This window comes from Methanolobus mangrovi, assembly GCF_031312535.1.
Lineage (GTDB): Archaea > Halobacteriota > Methanosarcinia > Methanosarcinales > Methanosarcinaceae > Methanolobus > Methanolobus mangrovi.
Map to the genome: position 1 here is coordinate 1,517,564 of NZ_CP133594.1, position 14,548 is coordinate 1,532,111.

Below are 14,548 nucleotides of genomic sequence, written 5' to 3' on the forward strand. Positions count from 1 at the left end.
GATTAAAGGTTGCATAATCCCTTTTTTTTATAGAGGTGTATCCTATGAAAAAATCAATCGGAGCAAAATCCTTAGCTTACCCGACACCCGCATGGGTTGTTGGAAGCTATGACATGTTTGGGAATGCAAATGTAATGACTGCGGCCTGGGGAGGTATCTGCTGCTCAGAACCACCATGCATCAGTGTTTCCATGCGCAAGGCCACTTACACTTATGCCAATATAATGGAGAAAGAAGCTTTTACCATAAATATCCCCTCTGAAAAATACGTGAAGGAAACAGATTACTTTGGTATGGCAAGTGGAAAGGACGTGGATAAGTTTGAAAAGACAGGACTTACGGCTGTAAAAAGCGACCTGGTATATGCACCTTACATAGAAGAATTCCCTATTGTACTTGAATGCAAACTTGTACACAGCTTTGAACTGGGACTTCATACGCAGTTCATTGGAGAGATCATAGACATCAAAGCAGATGAGTCAGTACTTGATGAGAATGGGAATCCGGCCATCAGAAAGATAAAACCCATAATTTACTCACCTGAAAGAAATTATTATGGCGTTGGCGAATTACTTGGCAAGGCATTTTCCATAGGAATGGAGAAATAACTGCGAAACTATGGAATGGCTTTGTTCATTCCATATATACCAGCGCCTTGTTAGGACATGTTTTTACGCATTCCATACAGAGATCACATTTTTCATGATCCACATTAACAAAACCATTGATCCTGTAAAGTGCACCATTTGGACAGATGTTCTCGCACTTACCACATTTTCTGCATCCAATGGCCACAATAAAGCCTTCACGCTCTTCCATCGGAACTGATTATTGTTTAGATCGTAAATAATATTTCGGATATAGGACAATAAAATAGCCTTATATACATGCAGGTTATAGGAAACCTGAATGAGTGAAATAATTCAAGGTGAAGCAGGTTCTTTCTATTCTTTTCTTTCAGATGGCTGCAAACTCTGCCAGCAGGGAGCAAAGATGGTTCTTTTTATTACAGGGATCTGCCCGAAGGATTGTTTCTACTGTCCTGTTTCAGACGAGAGGCGTACTGATGCTACGTATGCTAATGAACGAAAGGTCTTTACTGACAAGGATGTACTTGAAGAAGTAAGACAAATGGATGCACTTGGAACAGGGATTACCGGTGGAGAGCCGCTTTTAAAAAAGAATTTGGTTATCCATTATATTAAATTACTGAAAACTGAATTCGGGATGAAGCATCACATACACATGTATACGTCCATTGCACCAGACAGGAAAATGCTAAATGAACTGGCTGAAGCAGGACTTGATGAAATCAGATTCCACCCTGCAGTGGAACTGTGGGACAGAATGGATGATACCAGCTATGCAGATTCAATAACCTTTGCAAAAGAACTGGGAATGGAAGTCGGAATTGAGATACCTTCGATCAAGGGTGCTGAAAATGTGGCACTTTTTGCAGAGAAGGCCGGATGCTTCCTTAACCTTAATGAACTGGAGTTCTCAGACACAAATACTGATGCTATGAAAGCAAAAGGTTATACCCTGAGAGATGATGTATCAAATGCAGTTATCGGCTCAGAGGAATATGCAGCTGAAATTGCCCCAGCTTGTGATAAGATACATTTCTGCTCATCAAGTTACAAAGATGCGGTGCAGCTTCGAAAAAGACTCATACGCATTGCTGAGAATACGGCACGGCCATTTGATGAGATTAGCGAGGACGGCACCATATATTACGGACACATCGAATGTGCTGTGAATGAAGATATAAAAACTGCAAGTAATGAACTATTGCAGATGGAAGTTCCGCCTGAAATGATGGAAACCACTGCTGATGGAATAGATATTGCCGGGTGGATACTGGAGGAAATCGCGGAATCCATCAGGAGTCCGATAAGAAAATTGTACATTCTTGAAAGATATCCTCTCATGGATGGATTAATTGTTGAGAAGATACCCCTGTAAAAGCTAAAATATATATGGGAGAATGATATAGATGGTACAATTTCCATATCCAATACGGATTTTAAGACTATTTCAAATAAATAGTTTTATAAGATAAAATAACATATTGAAGAAAGAGGTGTTTGTACTGGAAACGATTGAAGAGCGAGTAAGAGAAAGACTAATAAAATATCTTAGTCGCGATGATACTGGTATACGAAAAGTAGTACTGAAATTGTTCCTTAATGGTGGTAAATTCACTACAGGTGACGTGTACGAGCATCTTCATAATACGGATTTTGACGTGAGTTACAGAGGCGTCTCCGCAATGGTAGGTCTCATGAACACCAGATTAGGGATACTGAGTATTGATGTTACCGGAGATCACAATATATACTTGCTAAAGGAAGATTACAGGGATATTGTAAGAACCGTTCTTGATAACTACTAATATACCCCTACATTCTTTTTCGTATTTGAAAGGTTTCACGATTTAAAGAAACTATACTCTACGTAATGCACGGGAGTGTCACCCATACTAAGACGTATACCCCGAATATTTTACAAAGGATATGAACGTCTGCTTACGCAGGAAGTTCTAAATGCAGATGTTCCAAGGCACGTAGCCATTATTATGGACGGAAACCGCAGGTATGCGCGTAAGTTTGGCCAGATGACATCATTTGGGCACCGCATAGGAGCAAATGTTACTGAAAAAGTTATGGAATGGTCCTCCGAACTTGGAATAGAGTACCTCACAATATACGCTTTTTCGACTGAGAATTTCAACAGGTCAGACGATGAGAAAGATAAGCTCTTTGACCTTATCAAACTCAAATTTGATGAGATTGTCGTAGATGAAAGAACGCATGAAAGAAAGATGAGAGTTCATGCCATCGGCGATATCGAGAAATTGCCCGAATCTCTCCGCGATTCCATTAAAAATGTTGAACTTGTAACATCAGTATACGATAAGTTCAACCTCAATGTAGCAATCGCATACGGAGGCAGACAGGAAATAGTCCAGGCAGTAAGAGAGATTGCCAGTAAAGTTGAATTAGGAGAGCTGGAACCGGAAGATATCAATGAAGATACCATCTCCAATCACCTGTATCCAGCAGGAGGCTCAGCACTGCCTGATGTGGACCTTATCATACGCACAGGAGGAGATGAAAGAGTCTCCAATTTCCTTCCATGGCAGGCCAATGGAAGCGAATGTGCAGCATATTTCTGTGCACCTTTCTGGCCAGAGTTCCGCAAGATAGATTTCCTTCGCTCCATACGCGTATATCAGGCCCGTATGAAAGAAAGAAGAATGCATACAACCATTCGTGCTGCACATTTCCTGAAAGCCCTTGGAAAGGCGGAGATCGAAGAAGTAAGACAGCATTCCAAAGTAAAGAACTGAACTTTCTTTTGCTTGTTTTTCACTTATAAGCTGCCCTTTAAGTTATAATCATACATCTTGAAGCTGAGAGCTACCCACAGATTAAAACCTTCAGGAATTAAGAAACAAGCTACCATATAGAGTACAGCGCTCAGTTCAGAACAGCTTTTCCACACATTCCTTGAAATCACAGTAGGTACGAGTCTCTGCAATATTCTGGGGACCTGTAGCAAAAGTTTCCAGCATTGACCTGTAGTACCATTCCTGTTCTTCCTTAGGTGCATTGAACTTGTCCCAGAACCCTTCCCCTTCCATCCTTATATCGCTGATAAGGTCCCTGATATTGGCGAGCTTGTCTGCACATGAGAGGAGTTTTATCTCCCTGTTTGCCCGTCCCATATATTTGACGGTATATTCCTTACGTTCTTTCCAGTTTTGTGCCTTGTTGCCAGTAGCAGGCTGCCTGAGCTCTTCAGGTTCGGTAACAGCATCTACGTAATCAGCAATCTGCTGGCCATATTTTCTTAATATTGTTGCAATATCAACGTCAGTATCTTCAACGATGTCATGAAGCAATCCCGCTAAAACAAGTTCATCTGATGCATTCTCTTTGAGAAGGATGGATGCTACATCCATTAGATGTGATATGTACGGAGTACCTGACTTTCTTACACCATTCTTGTGTTCATGGATGGCAAAAGCAAATACATCAGCAAATTGGAGCAGATCATCCTCTTTTTCTTCCCCATACTTCTCCTCGAGATCATGAAACTGTATCCTGTAGTTTGCCAGCCTCACATGCTCATAAACAGTTAGTTCGCCATTGATCTCTGTTAATATCATCCTGTATTGGTCACTGATCCATACCTTCCTGGAAGGTTCCTCGGAGAGGAAATCCACATAGCTGAATAGTTCAGGTGTTTCTATAGGTTCAGAAACATTACCTGTATGAATGGTAATCCCGTTTCCTTTTTTTTCAGTGTTGTTGCAATGCTGGCTGATAAGCTCGCGTATTTTCATAATAATAACTCCGTTATTGATCTACATACTAACTTTACAGGTCTTAACCTATATGCTTTGCAGCTATTAGTACATCCTCCCGACAAAAGAGATCCGATTTCCCTGATTGGGAGAAAACGGTATTCTATAGAGGGTGCACGATAGCATATGAATAGAAAAAGGTATCACTAATAATATCAAATAAATCAATCTTGTTCTTTTAAATCATGCTTTTGCATTAATAAAAATAGTAACCACTGAGGAGTATAATTGATTTAAAAAGCTTGGTGCGGGAGGTGTGATTCGAACACACGAACTCCTACGAGACTAGGCCCTCAACCTAGCGCCTTTGGCCTGGCTGGGCAACCCCCGCATAAGATTTGCTGATGGAATTGTTTTAATTAAAGTGAAAGAATCTTCATTGAAGATGTAACATGTCGGAAAGTATGGTGCGGGAGGTGTGATTCGAACACACGAACTCCTACGAGACTAGGCCCTCAACCTAGCGCCTTTGGCCTGGCTGGGCAACCCCCGCATCATGAAGTACATCCTATAAAGATTAGGAGAGAAAATCTCCTAAACCAAGTCAGAGAGACTCTAAAATCTGCCCCAACTGGCTGGCTTTCTCTCTAATAGTTGTTCCTGCATTTATAATTAACTGTTGAACTGTGTATGAACCATCAGATTCCATGGTGAAAATGAAAGAACTTTCATCTTCAGACACCGTAATGGCATCAATTTCACATGCTGATGCACAGAGTTTACAGAGAATACATTTCAGGATATCGTCACCAGATATTTCTGCGCCGTTTGGACCAAGGTGAATAATGTTTTTCGGACACTCATCCACACATGCACCACACTGGTCACAGTTCTCGAATTTGACAACGGGCATATTCTTGTAGCCACAGGCCACGCCTGCCTGCCATTTTGCATGCTGATAACCATAGCCCATGTGAGCGATAGCTTCAAGCACTACCTTCTGGCCTTCTTTCAGATCAATAATAGGAATATTTTGATCGGCAGCCTGAACTTTTTCATCAGATGACACAAGGTCACCTGAATATACCATTCTCGGACCTTCAGCACTGAGTGTCAGAGATACCTTGCATGCAGGGCATTCTGAACCATCACATGTGCATTCTTCAACAGGTACGAACTCCTCAATGTCTGTTGTCAAAGGAATAAGGCCAAGCCTTAAAGCTAACTGTTCGTCAAAGAGGACAGATGTATTGTTATAGATGTTAACGTCATCTATTGCAAGAGTAGGTACGTCAGAGAGCGATGCTCTCCTTATACCATTTGCAAAGGCTGCACTTGCGTTTGACAATATAAACTTTGCAGACCTCTCTGACAGCTCAAGTATGTCTACTTCCATTGTCATGAGTTCATATCCATTTATTATTTTATACTCTTCTTCCGCCCTTTGGACGTGTACCGTCGTGTGGCACAGGAGTTACATCCTGTATTCTGCCAATCTTGATACCTGCTCTGGCAAATGACCTGATAGCTGCCTGTGCTCCAGGACCTGGGCTTCTCTGCTTGTTTCCACCTGGTGCACGCACCTTGATGTGAACGCCTTCAATGCCCTTGTCTCTAAGGAGATCAGCAAGCTGGGATGCCATTTGCATAGCGGTGTATGGTGAACTTTCATCACGTGCTGCCTTTACAACCATTCCACCAGATGATTTGGCGATGGTCTCAGCACCAGTGATATCAGTCACGGTAATGATAGTGTTATTGAATGAGCATTTGATGTGTGCTACAGCCCATATTCCATTTGCTGCCATAACTTACTCCTCCTTTCCTGCAATTGCTGAAGCTATCTGTGCTGGCCTTTCAGGATGTGATTCACCAGTGAGTGGTGAATTGCCATAGTAATCAATCAGCATTTCTTCGGTGTGTGATATAAGCATGCCAGGAATCGTTGCTTTCTTGCCATCTATTGCAATGTGACCGTGTGTAATGAACTGCCTTGCCTGCTTTGGAGTTCTTGCAAGACCAAGCCTGTATACCTGAGTCTGCAACCTGCGTTCCAGAATGGTCTCAGTCTGCAATGCAAGAATATCATCAATATTTGCATCGGATGGAAGGATTGAGAATCTTCTCAGCCTCTCAAGGATCTGGTCAGATTCAGTCTTAAGGTGGCCTGTAAGTTCTGTTTCTGCAGATTCTGCAAGAATCCTACGAGCGTCGCCTCTGTATCTTCTAAGGATACTGACTGCCTTCCAGAGTTCCTTCTTGTTACGGAGACCGTACTTTTTAAGGAGCTCTACTTCAGTTGCCATCCTGGCTGCCTGCCAAGGATGTTTTGGAGTATCGTAACTCTTTCTTTTTTTACCTGGATATCCCATGAGATCACCTTATTTACTTCTTCTTGCTTACGCCAATGGTTGAGCCACGTCTTCCGGTGGACTTTGTCCTCTGACCTCTGACCTTAAGGCCTCTCTCGTGCCTGAGACCACGGTATGCTCTTACCTTCTTCAGGTTGTTGATGTCTTCCCTGAAGGTCATGATTATGTCCTGACCAAGGTGATGTTTATTTTCACCAGTGATAGGATCTGCACATCTGTTAAGCATCCAGGTTGGGAGTTTATTTTCGAAATCAGCGATTGCTGCATCGAGCTTTGCAACGTCTTCATCAGGAAGATAACCGATAGTCTGCTTCGGGTCTACTCCTGTGCTTTCGACGATAATTCTTGAGGTTCTAAGTCCAATACCGCGAATACCTGTCAGCGCATACATTACAGGCTGACTACCCTGAAGGTCAGTATTCATGATACGGACTAAATGTCTTATTTCTTCATCTGCCATTATTTTTTCCTCCTTAGGGACGCAAAGCGTCCTGTAGCCTCGGAACAAAGTTCCGACACACCCAATAAAGGGCTAGGCGACTAAAGATTAATAGAATAATTCACCGTAATATACTACGTTTCTTATTTACACAATCCATGTAACAGAAAATAGCAATACAAGTGAACATTCCCTATAGGTTAATTACATAAATAGTTTCCTGTAAATTGATTTCGAAAGTTATTCTATGAAAACCCACACATCAGGAAGCAGAAAACATACCTAACTTCAACACTTAAGCAGTTGATTGCAAAAATGGCCTATCAAGTATTTTGAATATAATGACACCGGCAATGGAACAAAGAACAGCAAATACCATCGTTTCCTTAAACCCGTATAACTGAAGCATCGCACCGCCAAGAATAGCACCAACTATATTGCTTGCAGCTATCACAGAATTAAGAATTCCTGTTGCTGTGGCTTTTTCGTCACTGCGCTCCATTAGTAACTGGCTGGCACCTACAAAAAGGAATGACCACCCAAATGCAACAAAAACCATACCAGGAATTATGAAGACGTAATTTGGAGACATAAAATATCCAAAAAAGGCCAGTCCAGACATTATAAAACCCCATTTCATAAGCCACTCATTCCCGAACCTGTCCAACCTTCGCATAATCAAAAATTGCAGGAAGGGATTGATAGCATAGATAAGCCCTATCCATACACCGGAAGCTCCCAGGAATGTAAGATATAGCGGCAATATGGCCCACACCCCTGCAGCACCAGTATGCCGAACGAATACTGACAGATAAGTTGCAATGTTTTTCCTAAAAGTTTTGAGTGAAAAATAACTTACTTTCAGGGATGGTTTTTCAACATCTTTAAGTTGCAATGCTGCCAGAAATGAAATACAATAAAAAAAAGAAGAAATTATAAAAAGATACTTGATATCCCCAACAAAACCTGCAACCAGAAAACCAGCCATCCAACCCAGTGAACCAAATGAGCTAAACTTGCCTATACTTTCTTTTTGATAATATACATATACCGTAAGCGCTGCCGGATAGATGCCCATACAAAAGCCTACCAACGCACGGATAGCAGCAAGTGAAAGCGTATCATTTGCAAATACTTGCAATAAAAAAGCAATTGCGGACATCAACAGGCCAACGAGAACGATTGGTCGAAGGCGATTTATATCAGCAGCTTTGCCGAATATAAAGGATGAAACGAACGTAGCAAGACTAAAACATGCTGCAATGACACCTACTTCAAAGAATGAAGCCCCCAGCGACCTGGCAAATATAGGAATAAAAATGTTGGACATCATATGAGAGGCATTTGCCAAAAACTGAATAGTATTCACTTTCATAGTAGTATAAGGACCAAAAACCATTCCGGGTATTTTAAGTTATTGAAAGCATAACCATAGTTAAATTGAACAGGAATAATGAACACATCAGGCACGCATATGCTTAAAGAGAAATTAGAATCAGGCAGTAGCCGTCGACATTAGGTAGTTAAAAAAATACGCATCACTGAAGGTTGTTGAACGTTTGACCAAGGTCCCTTTCTAAACTTTTCAATAATTCTCTTGCCACATGATCAGCTATTTTACCAATTAGCGCTTCAGACGGATGCACCTGATCCAACCGACTGTTGCAAAGAGGACATACTACACACTCGGCAAGCGCCATGCTATCATCTACAACATTGGAAAATACCACATTAATTTCGCCTTCACACTCAGGACATGTCACCAGCGTGCTCCCATCATCATTGACATCCATGTTTAATTTAATATTGAATACTTTTAGATCATCCATTATATCGCCTCATTCTTCCAAACTTGTGGAGTAGTTTTCCAGTAATACCTAATTAAAGTGGTCCAAAGTAAAAAATCAAATTATACATTGAATGACAAATAGATGTTAAAAAAAAAGTTATGGCGCCGAGAGGGGGATTCGAACTCCCGAGGGGCGGATGCCCCACAAGCTTTCCAGGCTTGCGCCCTACCGCTAGACTATCTCGGCACACGTATTCAATCTGTTTTTGGTGGCTTGCTGTGCCAACCTTGCGCATAAGTGCCAGCATCCATTATTACTCTTTCGGTCGTAGCTACGATTCCATGCTTCTTTTCAAGCATTTCAGCAGTATCCATAAGAGAAGTACATAACGCTACAGCCTCACCTTTTAAGGTGAAAAGACAAATATCATCACCTTTTGCAATATTTTTGTCAAGACTTAATATACCAGGCACTGCTATTGCGGCACCCCTGCATACCGCATCCACCGCACTATCACGAATAATAATTTTTGGCAGATGGGAAAGACCTTCTTCCATAGGCCTGACAACCTCGCGTAAGAATGATTCGTCGCCATCCTCTTTCCAGAAAACATAGGCATCCTTCAGCTCATGGAGAGTCACAAGAGTATCCTCCCTGAAAGGACCAGTCTTAGTCCTGCGAAGTTCCTGCATGTGAGCACCGCAGCCCAGTGCAACACCAATGTCATGACATAACTTACGCATATAGGTACCAGCTTCGCAGCCAACTCTCATGAGAACTGATTTCTCTTTTACATCCAGAACTTCAAGATAATAGATATTTCTCACACGAACTGCACGTTTTACAGCAGAAATAATTGGCGGCATTTGAAAAATAGGCCCCGTGAACTGCCTGCAAACCCTGATAACCTTTTTTTCAGGGACGAACTCATGCAGAGTCATAAGGCAAATATACTCTTTCCCCGACAATCGAAGAGCTGCAACGGTCTTAGTTGCCCTGCCAAGCATAATTGGAAGTACACCAGTCACCACAGGATCCAATGAACCTGAATGACCTGCCTTACCCAGCTCAAGGATATCTTTGACCCAGGCCGTAACTTCATGACTTGTGGGACCTGCAGATTTGTCTAGATTGACAACACCCATTTCCAAATGCTGTCTGATTGGACGTTCATAAGGAGAACAGCCATAAAATGGGCTGGTTTTTGCTTCTGCTTTATGCACCAATTCACGTTTATATTCCGAAGGTAAGATACCAGAATTCATAGAACCCGCCAAAATTAGAAGTTAAAAGTATGATCGATAGCACAGGAAATAATATCAGCTATCTGGAATTGATCCCACTTTCTGGAATCGATCACAAGATCGTAAACAGAAAGATCGTTAATATCAATATTATATATTGTTTTATACCGGATTGCTTCCGATGCCTCACGTTCGATAGTTTCGTTGAGCTTGTCTTCAAAAGAACCGCTTTCCCTGCTGACAATTCTCTTCACACGAACATCAACTGAAGCTTTTATCCAGACCTTCATGGCCTTTTCAGCCATATGACCTGCAAGCCTTCCTTCAAGAATAATATTATCGCGAGTGTTGGCAATTTCTTTCTGACGCTCATCGATCTCAAGATCAATACTATCATCTGATTCGGCAAGTGCACCAAACTCTGCCAAACTCATACCATACTCTTTTGCAAGGGAACGGAAAACCTCCCCCGCAGATATCATTTCAAGACCATATTTCTCAGAAAGTAACCGGGATACAGTGGTAGTACCACTTCCCGGAAGACCACTAATAGTCACTAACACTTTATACTCCACCGACATCCAGAGCCTTTCTTATAAGCTGACTTACAGCCAGTGAGGCAATGAAATACCAGAAGATCCAATACTGGAAAGGACCAAATACAGTATCAGTTAGTATTTGCTGTCCCCAGAATGGAAACACAAATGAAGCAGCCTCATGACTTTTGATGTAATAATAAGCCCACATGAACAATGGCAAGGAGATTATACTGATGTATGCCATTGGCTTGAACTGCTGCTTTGACATCTCCATCTGATCCTGCATCATCTTTGAGCGCTCTTCTTCCATCTTCTTCATAAGAGCAGTGTTATTGGAAAGCTGGGCTTCCCTGAACTCTTTCTGGAATACTTTCATCTTTTCCTGAGTGTTACGCATCAGATCCCAATCAATTGTATATTTCTGAATGAGTGATGCGTAAAGCGCAGTAATTGACGCCATAATGAACAGGACTATATGAAAATTACTTGCTCCAAGTATTGTCACTACCGGGTCCATAATAATACTTACAGACTTGCCCAGAGAGTCTCTGAAGTCCTGTCCGAGTATCATGATTCCCAGCATAAGGGAAATACCGAAAGCCAACAAAAATTTATCCAGCTGTTTCTTAAATGATTGTGTAACCAAGGAGATAGCCTCTTTTGACTTGGGTTTATTTATATTGATCCATTATCCTGGAAATGTCAGCAAGGACAGAATCTACAGATCCTGCGCCATTCACATTTACAAGAAGTCCGGCATTGTCATAATAATCGATCAATGGTTTTGTCTTATCATTATAGACAGAAAGCCTCTGGCGTATGACCTCTTCCTTATCGTCATCCCTCTGGTAAAGTTCACTACCACATGCATTACAAAGTCCTTCCTGTTTAGGAGGATTGAACATCAGATGATAACTTTCACCACAGGCACAACTACGACGTCCACTGAGCCTTTTAACAAGCTCCTCATCTGTCACTTCAATATTAATGACAGAATCAAGAGGCTTGCTTATTTCGTCAAGGATTTCGTTAAGTGCATCTGCCTGAGGAATAGTTCGTGGATAACCGTCAAGAAGGTAACCAGTCTTGCAGTCAGGTTCTGTTAATCTGTTTCTGATGAGTCCTATGAGGACCTCATCAGGGACAAGTTCACCCTTATCCATGTATTCTTTTGCTTTTACCCCAAGCTCAGTCCCATCACGGACATTTGCTCTGAGGATATCCCCTGTGGATATGTGGGGAATACTATAATGCTTTGATAATTCCTTTGCCTGGGTGCCTTTGCCAGCACCCGGTGGGCCAAATAATGCAATATTCATGATTAACACCTTATTCCTGTCCGAAGAAGGATCTTACCATCGGATGCATCTCCATCATCTGCTCAGATGCTATATCCTCATACAGACGGTATACAATACTTACCGTAAGCAGAAGACCAGTACCACCTGCACCTCCAAGGGTACCAAGCAGACTTGCAACAAGTGTCAGAACACCTATGAAAGCACCACCAATGACAGTTACTTTTGGGATGTACCTTAACATCACTTTTTCAATACTTCCCACATTCCTTCTGAAACCCGGAATTTGCATACCTGAATTAAAGATCTTCTTAGCTGTGGGTTTTGCACCCATTCCAGTAGTCTCTATCCAGAACAGAGCAAAGACTATACCTCCTACTATCAGGAAGAAGGCATCGACAAGCACATGCAATCCTATTTGCCACATAGCGGGCACAGGAGCACCATAACTTGTAAATGTTTCTCTTACCAGTGAAGGTATCCAGTCATATGGACTGTGGATGGGAGCCAGATAATACATCAGACCATTGATAGGTTTTGAACCACTGAATTCACCAAGGAAAGTTATTCCCTTGCCGCTCAACAAAAGACCTACCATCTGGATATTAGCCTGCAATGCCCTTACAAGAATCATTGGCAGGACTGATGCGTATATGAGTTTGACAGGGAATTTGCCCCTTGCACCCCTTACTGCACTGTGTGCCAGAGGAATCTCGATACGCGTACTTTCTACATAGACGACAAGCAGGAAGATAACAATTGTACTTACAAGTGCAAGTATTCCACCACTTACCAGCATGAACATTATACCATCGCCGGAAAAGAGGAAATCTGCTTCCACATTTTGCACGATGTATAACCACTTGGGGAAGAAACCCGTTGGTAGACCACTTGAATCTGATGTCCAGTTGAACAAACCGGTCACAATCTGCTGGGAAACTCCAGCCACGATGAAAAGACCGACACCTGAACCAATACCCCATTTGGAAACTACCTCATCCATAAAGAGTACCAGTGTACCGCCTATGCATATCTGTATAAAGATGATAAATGTAATTACTCCCGTACCTACTCCTAAAGTAGCTGCAAGCGCCTGGTCCGGCTGAATGTAGCCGCCAGCGATCTGTGGCAGAGCCTCAAGTACGATCATTACAAAAACCATGAACTTCTGTGCGCCCTGGAAGAACGCCTGATCCGATGGATTGGACATGTCGAGCTTAATGACATCAGCACCAACCAATAGCTGAAGGACAATGGATGCGGTAACAATAGGACCTATACCAAGCAGCATCAAAGAACCCGAAGCTCCGGCAAAAAATGCTCTATAGGACTCGAAAAGATCTATCGAATCCGCTGACAATCCAAATAGCGGTACATTAGCAAGTGCGAAATAGAGCACAAGAATTCCAAGTGTCCACATCAGTTTATTTTTAAAGTGAACATGCCCCTCCGGACTTGCAACCGCAGGCAATTTATTGAAAATTGGTTCCAAACTATCCTTAAGACTCATTAATTCCACCCTTTGAATGGAAAAATCCATGCAATTATTAGGTTATAAAGTACACCTTAATGGATTTAAACATTAATAAATATGTACCCTTTAATTGCAGTAATATAAAATAAAAGAAGTAATGCCAAATGGCATTACTCGTCTATCTCAGTGCAAGATCCACCTGCACTTTCGATCTTTTCCTTTGCACTGGCTGAGAATCCAGCCGCTGTTACGGAAAACTTCTTTGAGACCTTACCGGCACCAAGTACCTTGTCTATATCAAGAACAGCAAGATCGATGACATATGCGCCATCCTGAAGTTCTGCAAAGCCATCTTCAACAAGCTGATCTGCAAGTTCATCGAGTTCTCCGACGTTTACGATTGAAACATCGTTTATGACCTTCAATGGACGTGTAAATCCTCTCTGGTGACCACGGAAGTATCCGAGCTTTAGCGCACGGGTAGCATGATGAGCATTCTCACCACATCTGCCTCGTCCACCACGGTTACCGGCACCACGTCTGTTCTTAGTAGTACCGCCACCACAGGTGCGTGATCCTCTGAACTTCTTTGTGTTGGTTTTCTTAGATGTCATAGGATTACCTCATTTTCTTCAACAACTTGTTGATGTCCTCACCATGGTTACCCAGTACACCGCCCTGCTGAACAGTTCTCTTTATACCAGAATGTCCTTTTCTTGGTGGGTGAAGTCTGAAAACAGGCTTTAGTTTAGGAACATCTTTCACTGTTGTCTCACCGTCACAGATAGCCTGTGCCAATGCCTTGATGGAATCATAGTTTGTGTTCTCAGCTACATACTCTTCAGTAAGTTTTACGTCACCTTCAAGTCTTCCACGGTTGGTGAGCATCTCTTCAAGAGTAGCGGCATCAATAACACCATATGCCACATAGTCCTTTACCTTCTGAATCATTCCTGCATTGTGAGGATTGTCGTTAAGGAGGACACAGTGGTTCACTCTGTGAAGACGAAGCATCTTAAGAGTATCCTTAATGGTACCCCTGACATTCACATCTCCACGTACTCTAACCAAAGCGTACAT

At 42.1% G+C, this 14,548-nt stretch carries 19 protein-coding genes and 3 tRNA genes; 4 read left to right on the plus strand and 18 right to left on the minus strand.

Translation table 11 applies throughout. From position 1 onward, the window contains the following. Positions 1–44 precede the first annotated feature (44 nt). Entirely contained in the window at positions 45–608 is a 564-nt protein-coding gene (locus RE476_RS07180; RefSeq protein ID WP_309306980.1) for a flavin reductase family protein, read from the plus strand. Between the two features lie 25 nt (positions 609–633). Here the strand turns inward: RE476_RS07180 and RE476_RS07185 are convergent, their stop codons facing one another. Beyond that, entirely contained in the window at positions 634–819 is a 186-nt protein-coding gene (locus RE476_RS07185) for a DUF362 domain-containing protein (RefSeq protein WP_309306981.1), read from the minus strand. A 90-nt stretch (positions 820–909) separates the two neighbouring features. Here RE476_RS07185 and RE476_RS07190 point away from each other — a divergent pair, with 90 nt between their 5' ends. The 3 genes from RE476_RS07190 to uppS all read left to right on the plus strand — a co-directional run bounded on the left by RE476_RS07190 (position 910) and on the right by uppS (position 3,352). After that, the gene (locus tag RE476_RS07190) at positions 910–1,965 is read left to right on the plus strand and encodes a radical SAM protein (protein WP_309306982.1); all 1,056 of its coding nucleotides are present in this window, start codon (positions 910–912) and stop codon (positions 1,963–1,965) included. Between the two features lie 106 nt (positions 1,966–2,071). Next, on the plus strand, positions 2,072–2,395 hold the full coding sequence (locus RE476_RS07195) for a DUF2551 domain-containing protein (protein WP_309306983.1): 324 nt from the start codon (positions 2,072–2,074) through the stop codon (positions 2,393–2,395). 84 nt (positions 2,396–2,479) lie between these two features. Next, positions 2,480–3,352: a polyprenyl diphosphate synthase gene (uppS, locus tag RE476_RS07200; RefSeq protein ID WP_309309573.1), complete on the plus strand. Its 873-nt coding sequence runs from the start codon at positions 2,480–2,482 to the stop codon at positions 3,350–3,352. 135 nt (positions 3,353–3,487) lie between these two features. On the opposite strand, the gene RE476_RS07205 is transcribed toward uppS, so the two are convergent. The 17 genes from RE476_RS07205 to RE476_RS07285 all read right to left on the minus strand — a co-directional run bounded on the left by RE476_RS07205 (position 3,488) and on the right by RE476_RS07285 (position 14,548). Continuing rightward, positions 3,488–4,351 (minus strand): HD domain-containing protein, encoded by an 864-nt coding sequence (locus RE476_RS07205; protein WP_309306984.1) that lies wholly within the window; start codon positions 4,349–4,351, stop codon positions 3,488–3,490. A gap of 264 nt (positions 4,352–4,615) precedes the next feature. Then, positions 4,616–4,703: transfer RNA gene (locus RE476_RS07210), tRNA-Leu, on the minus strand. A 74-nt stretch (positions 4,704–4,777) separates the two neighbouring features. After that, positions 4,778–4,865 (minus strand) — tRNA-Leu (locus tag RE476_RS07215). 51 nt (positions 4,866–4,916) lie between these two features. Then, positions 4,917–5,714 (minus strand): DNA-directed RNA polymerase subunit D, encoded by a 798-nt coding sequence (locus RE476_RS07220; protein WP_309306985.1) that lies wholly within the window; start codon positions 5,712–5,714, stop codon positions 4,917–4,919. A gap of 22 nt (positions 5,715–5,736) precedes the next feature. After that, a complete protein-coding gene (locus RE476_RS07225) occupies positions 5,737–6,120 on the minus strand; it encodes a 30S ribosomal protein S11 (protein ID WP_309306986.1) in 384 nt (127 codons plus the stop codon). 3 nt (positions 6,121–6,123) lie between these two features. Further along, positions 6,124–6,684, minus strand: a complete 561-nt coding sequence (locus RE476_RS07230) for a 30S ribosomal protein S4 (RefSeq protein ID WP_309306987.1) — start codon at positions 6,682–6,684, stop codon at positions 6,124–6,126. 13 nt (positions 6,685–6,697) lie between these two features. Next, entirely contained in the window at positions 6,698–7,144 is a 447-nt protein-coding gene (locus tag RE476_RS07235; protein ID WP_309306988.1) for a 30S ribosomal protein S13, read from the minus strand. Between the two features lie 274 nt (positions 7,145–7,418). Continuing rightward, entirely contained in the window at positions 7,419–8,522 is a 1,104-nt protein-coding gene (locus tag RE476_RS07240) for an MFS transporter (RefSeq protein WP_309306989.1), read from the minus strand. Between the two features lie 139 nt (positions 8,523–8,661). After that, positions 8,662–8,952, minus strand: a complete 291-nt coding sequence (locus tag RE476_RS07245) for a hypothetical protein (RefSeq protein ID WP_309306990.1) — start codon at positions 8,950–8,952, stop codon at positions 8,662–8,664. 120 nt (positions 8,953–9,072) lie between these two features. Then, positions 9,073–9,159 (minus strand) — tRNA-Ser (locus tag RE476_RS07250). 8 nt (positions 9,160–9,167) lie between these two features. After that, positions 9,168–10,178: an RNA-guided pseudouridylation complex pseudouridine synthase subunit Cbf5 gene (locus RE476_RS07255; RefSeq protein WP_309306991.1), complete on the minus strand. Its 1,011-nt coding sequence runs from the start codon at positions 10,176–10,178 to the stop codon at positions 9,168–9,170. 14 nt (positions 10,179–10,192) lie between these two features. Next, positions 10,193–10,720, minus strand: coding sequence for a (d)CMP kinase (gene cmk, locus RE476_RS07260; protein WP_309306992.1), 528 nt, complete (start codon positions 10,718–10,720; stop codon positions 10,193–10,195). A gap of 1 nt (position 10,721) precedes the next feature. Beyond that, complete coding sequence (locus tag RE476_RS07265) at positions 10,722–11,342, minus strand: DUF106 domain-containing protein (protein WP_309306993.1); 621 nt, start codon at positions 11,340–11,342, stop codon at positions 10,722–10,724. Positions 11,343–11,367: 25 nt separating this feature from the next. Continuing rightward, a complete protein-coding gene (locus tag RE476_RS07270) occupies positions 11,368–12,015 on the minus strand; it encodes an adenylate kinase (RefSeq protein WP_309306994.1) in 648 nt (215 codons plus the stop codon). Between the two features lie 10 nt (positions 12,016–12,025). Beyond that, positions 12,026–13,504: a preprotein translocase subunit SecY gene (gene secY, locus RE476_RS07275; protein ID WP_309306995.1), complete on the minus strand. Its 1,479-nt coding sequence runs from the start codon at positions 13,502–13,504 to the stop codon at positions 12,026–12,028. A gap of 134 nt (positions 13,505–13,638) precedes the next feature. Next, positions 13,639–14,082, minus strand: coding sequence for an uL15m family ribosomal protein (locus RE476_RS07280; protein ID WP_309306996.1), 444 nt, complete (start codon positions 14,080–14,082; stop codon positions 13,639–13,641). Positions 14,083–14,086: 4 nt separating this feature from the next. After that, positions 14,087–14,548, minus strand: a complete 462-nt coding sequence (locus tag RE476_RS07285; RefSeq protein WP_309306997.1) for a 50S ribosomal protein L30 — start codon at positions 14,546–14,548, stop codon at positions 14,087–14,089.

What these genes read in the sequence shown, in the direction of transcription:
- RE476_RS07205 (WP_309306984.1), bottom strand. Translation starts at nt 4,351, where the DNA reads ATGAAAATACGCGAGCTTATCAGCCAGCATTGCAACAACACTGAAAAA.
- RE476_RS07230 (WP_309306987.1), bottom strand. Translation starts at nt 6,684, where the DNA reads ATGGGATATCCAGGTAAAAAAAGAAAGAGTTACGATACTCCAAAACAT.
- secY (WP_309306995.1), bottom strand. Translation starts at nt 13,504, where the DNA reads ATGAGTCTTAAGGATAGTTTGGAACCAATTTTCAATAAATTGCCTGCG.
- RE476_RS07190 (WP_309306982.1), top strand. Translation starts at nt 910, where the DNA reads ATGAGTGAAATAATTCAAGGTGAAGCAGGTTCTTTCTATTCTTTTCTT.
- RE476_RS07235 (WP_309306988.1), bottom strand. Translation starts at nt 7,144, where the DNA reads ATGGCAGATGAAGAAATAAGACATTTAGTCCGTATCATGAATACTGAC.
- RE476_RS07270 (WP_309306994.1), bottom strand. Translation starts at nt 12,015, where the DNA reads ATGAATATTGCATTATTTGGCCCACCGGGTGCTGGCAAAGGCACCCAG.
- RE476_RS07180 (WP_309306980.1), top strand. Translation starts at nt 45, where the DNA reads ATGAAAAAATCAATCGGAGCAAAATCCTTAGCTTACCCGACACCCGCA.
- RE476_RS07185 (WP_309306981.1), bottom strand. Translation starts at nt 819, where the DNA reads ATGGAAGAGCGTGAAGGCTTTATTGTGGCCATTGGATGCAGAAAATGT.
- RE476_RS07220 (WP_309306985.1), bottom strand. Translation starts at nt 5,714, where the DNA reads ATGACAATGGAAGTAGACATACTTGAGCTGTCAGAGAGGTCTGCAAAG.
- RE476_RS07245 (WP_309306990.1), bottom strand. Translation starts at nt 8,952, where the DNA reads ATGGATGATCTAAAAGTATTCAATATTAAATTAAACATGGATGTCAAT.
- RE476_RS07280 (WP_309306996.1), bottom strand. Translation starts at nt 14,082, where the DNA reads ATGACATCTAAGAAAACCAACACAAAGAAGTTCAGAGGATCACGCACC.
- RE476_RS07285 (WP_309306997.1), bottom strand. Translation starts at nt 14,548, where the DNA reads ATGTACGCTTTGGTTAGAGTACGTGGAGATGTGAATGTCAGGGGTACC.
- RE476_RS07240 (WP_309306989.1), bottom strand. Translation starts at nt 8,522, where the DNA reads ATGGTTTTTGGTCCTTATACTACTATGAAAGTGAATACTATTCAGTTT.
- RE476_RS07255 (WP_309306991.1), bottom strand. Translation starts at nt 10,178, where the DNA reads ATGAATTCTGGTATCTTACCTTCGGAATATAAACGTGAATTGGTGCAT.
- RE476_RS07225 (WP_309306986.1), bottom strand. Translation starts at nt 6,120, where the DNA reads ATGGCAGCAAATGGAATATGGGCTGTAGCACACATCAAATGCTCATTC.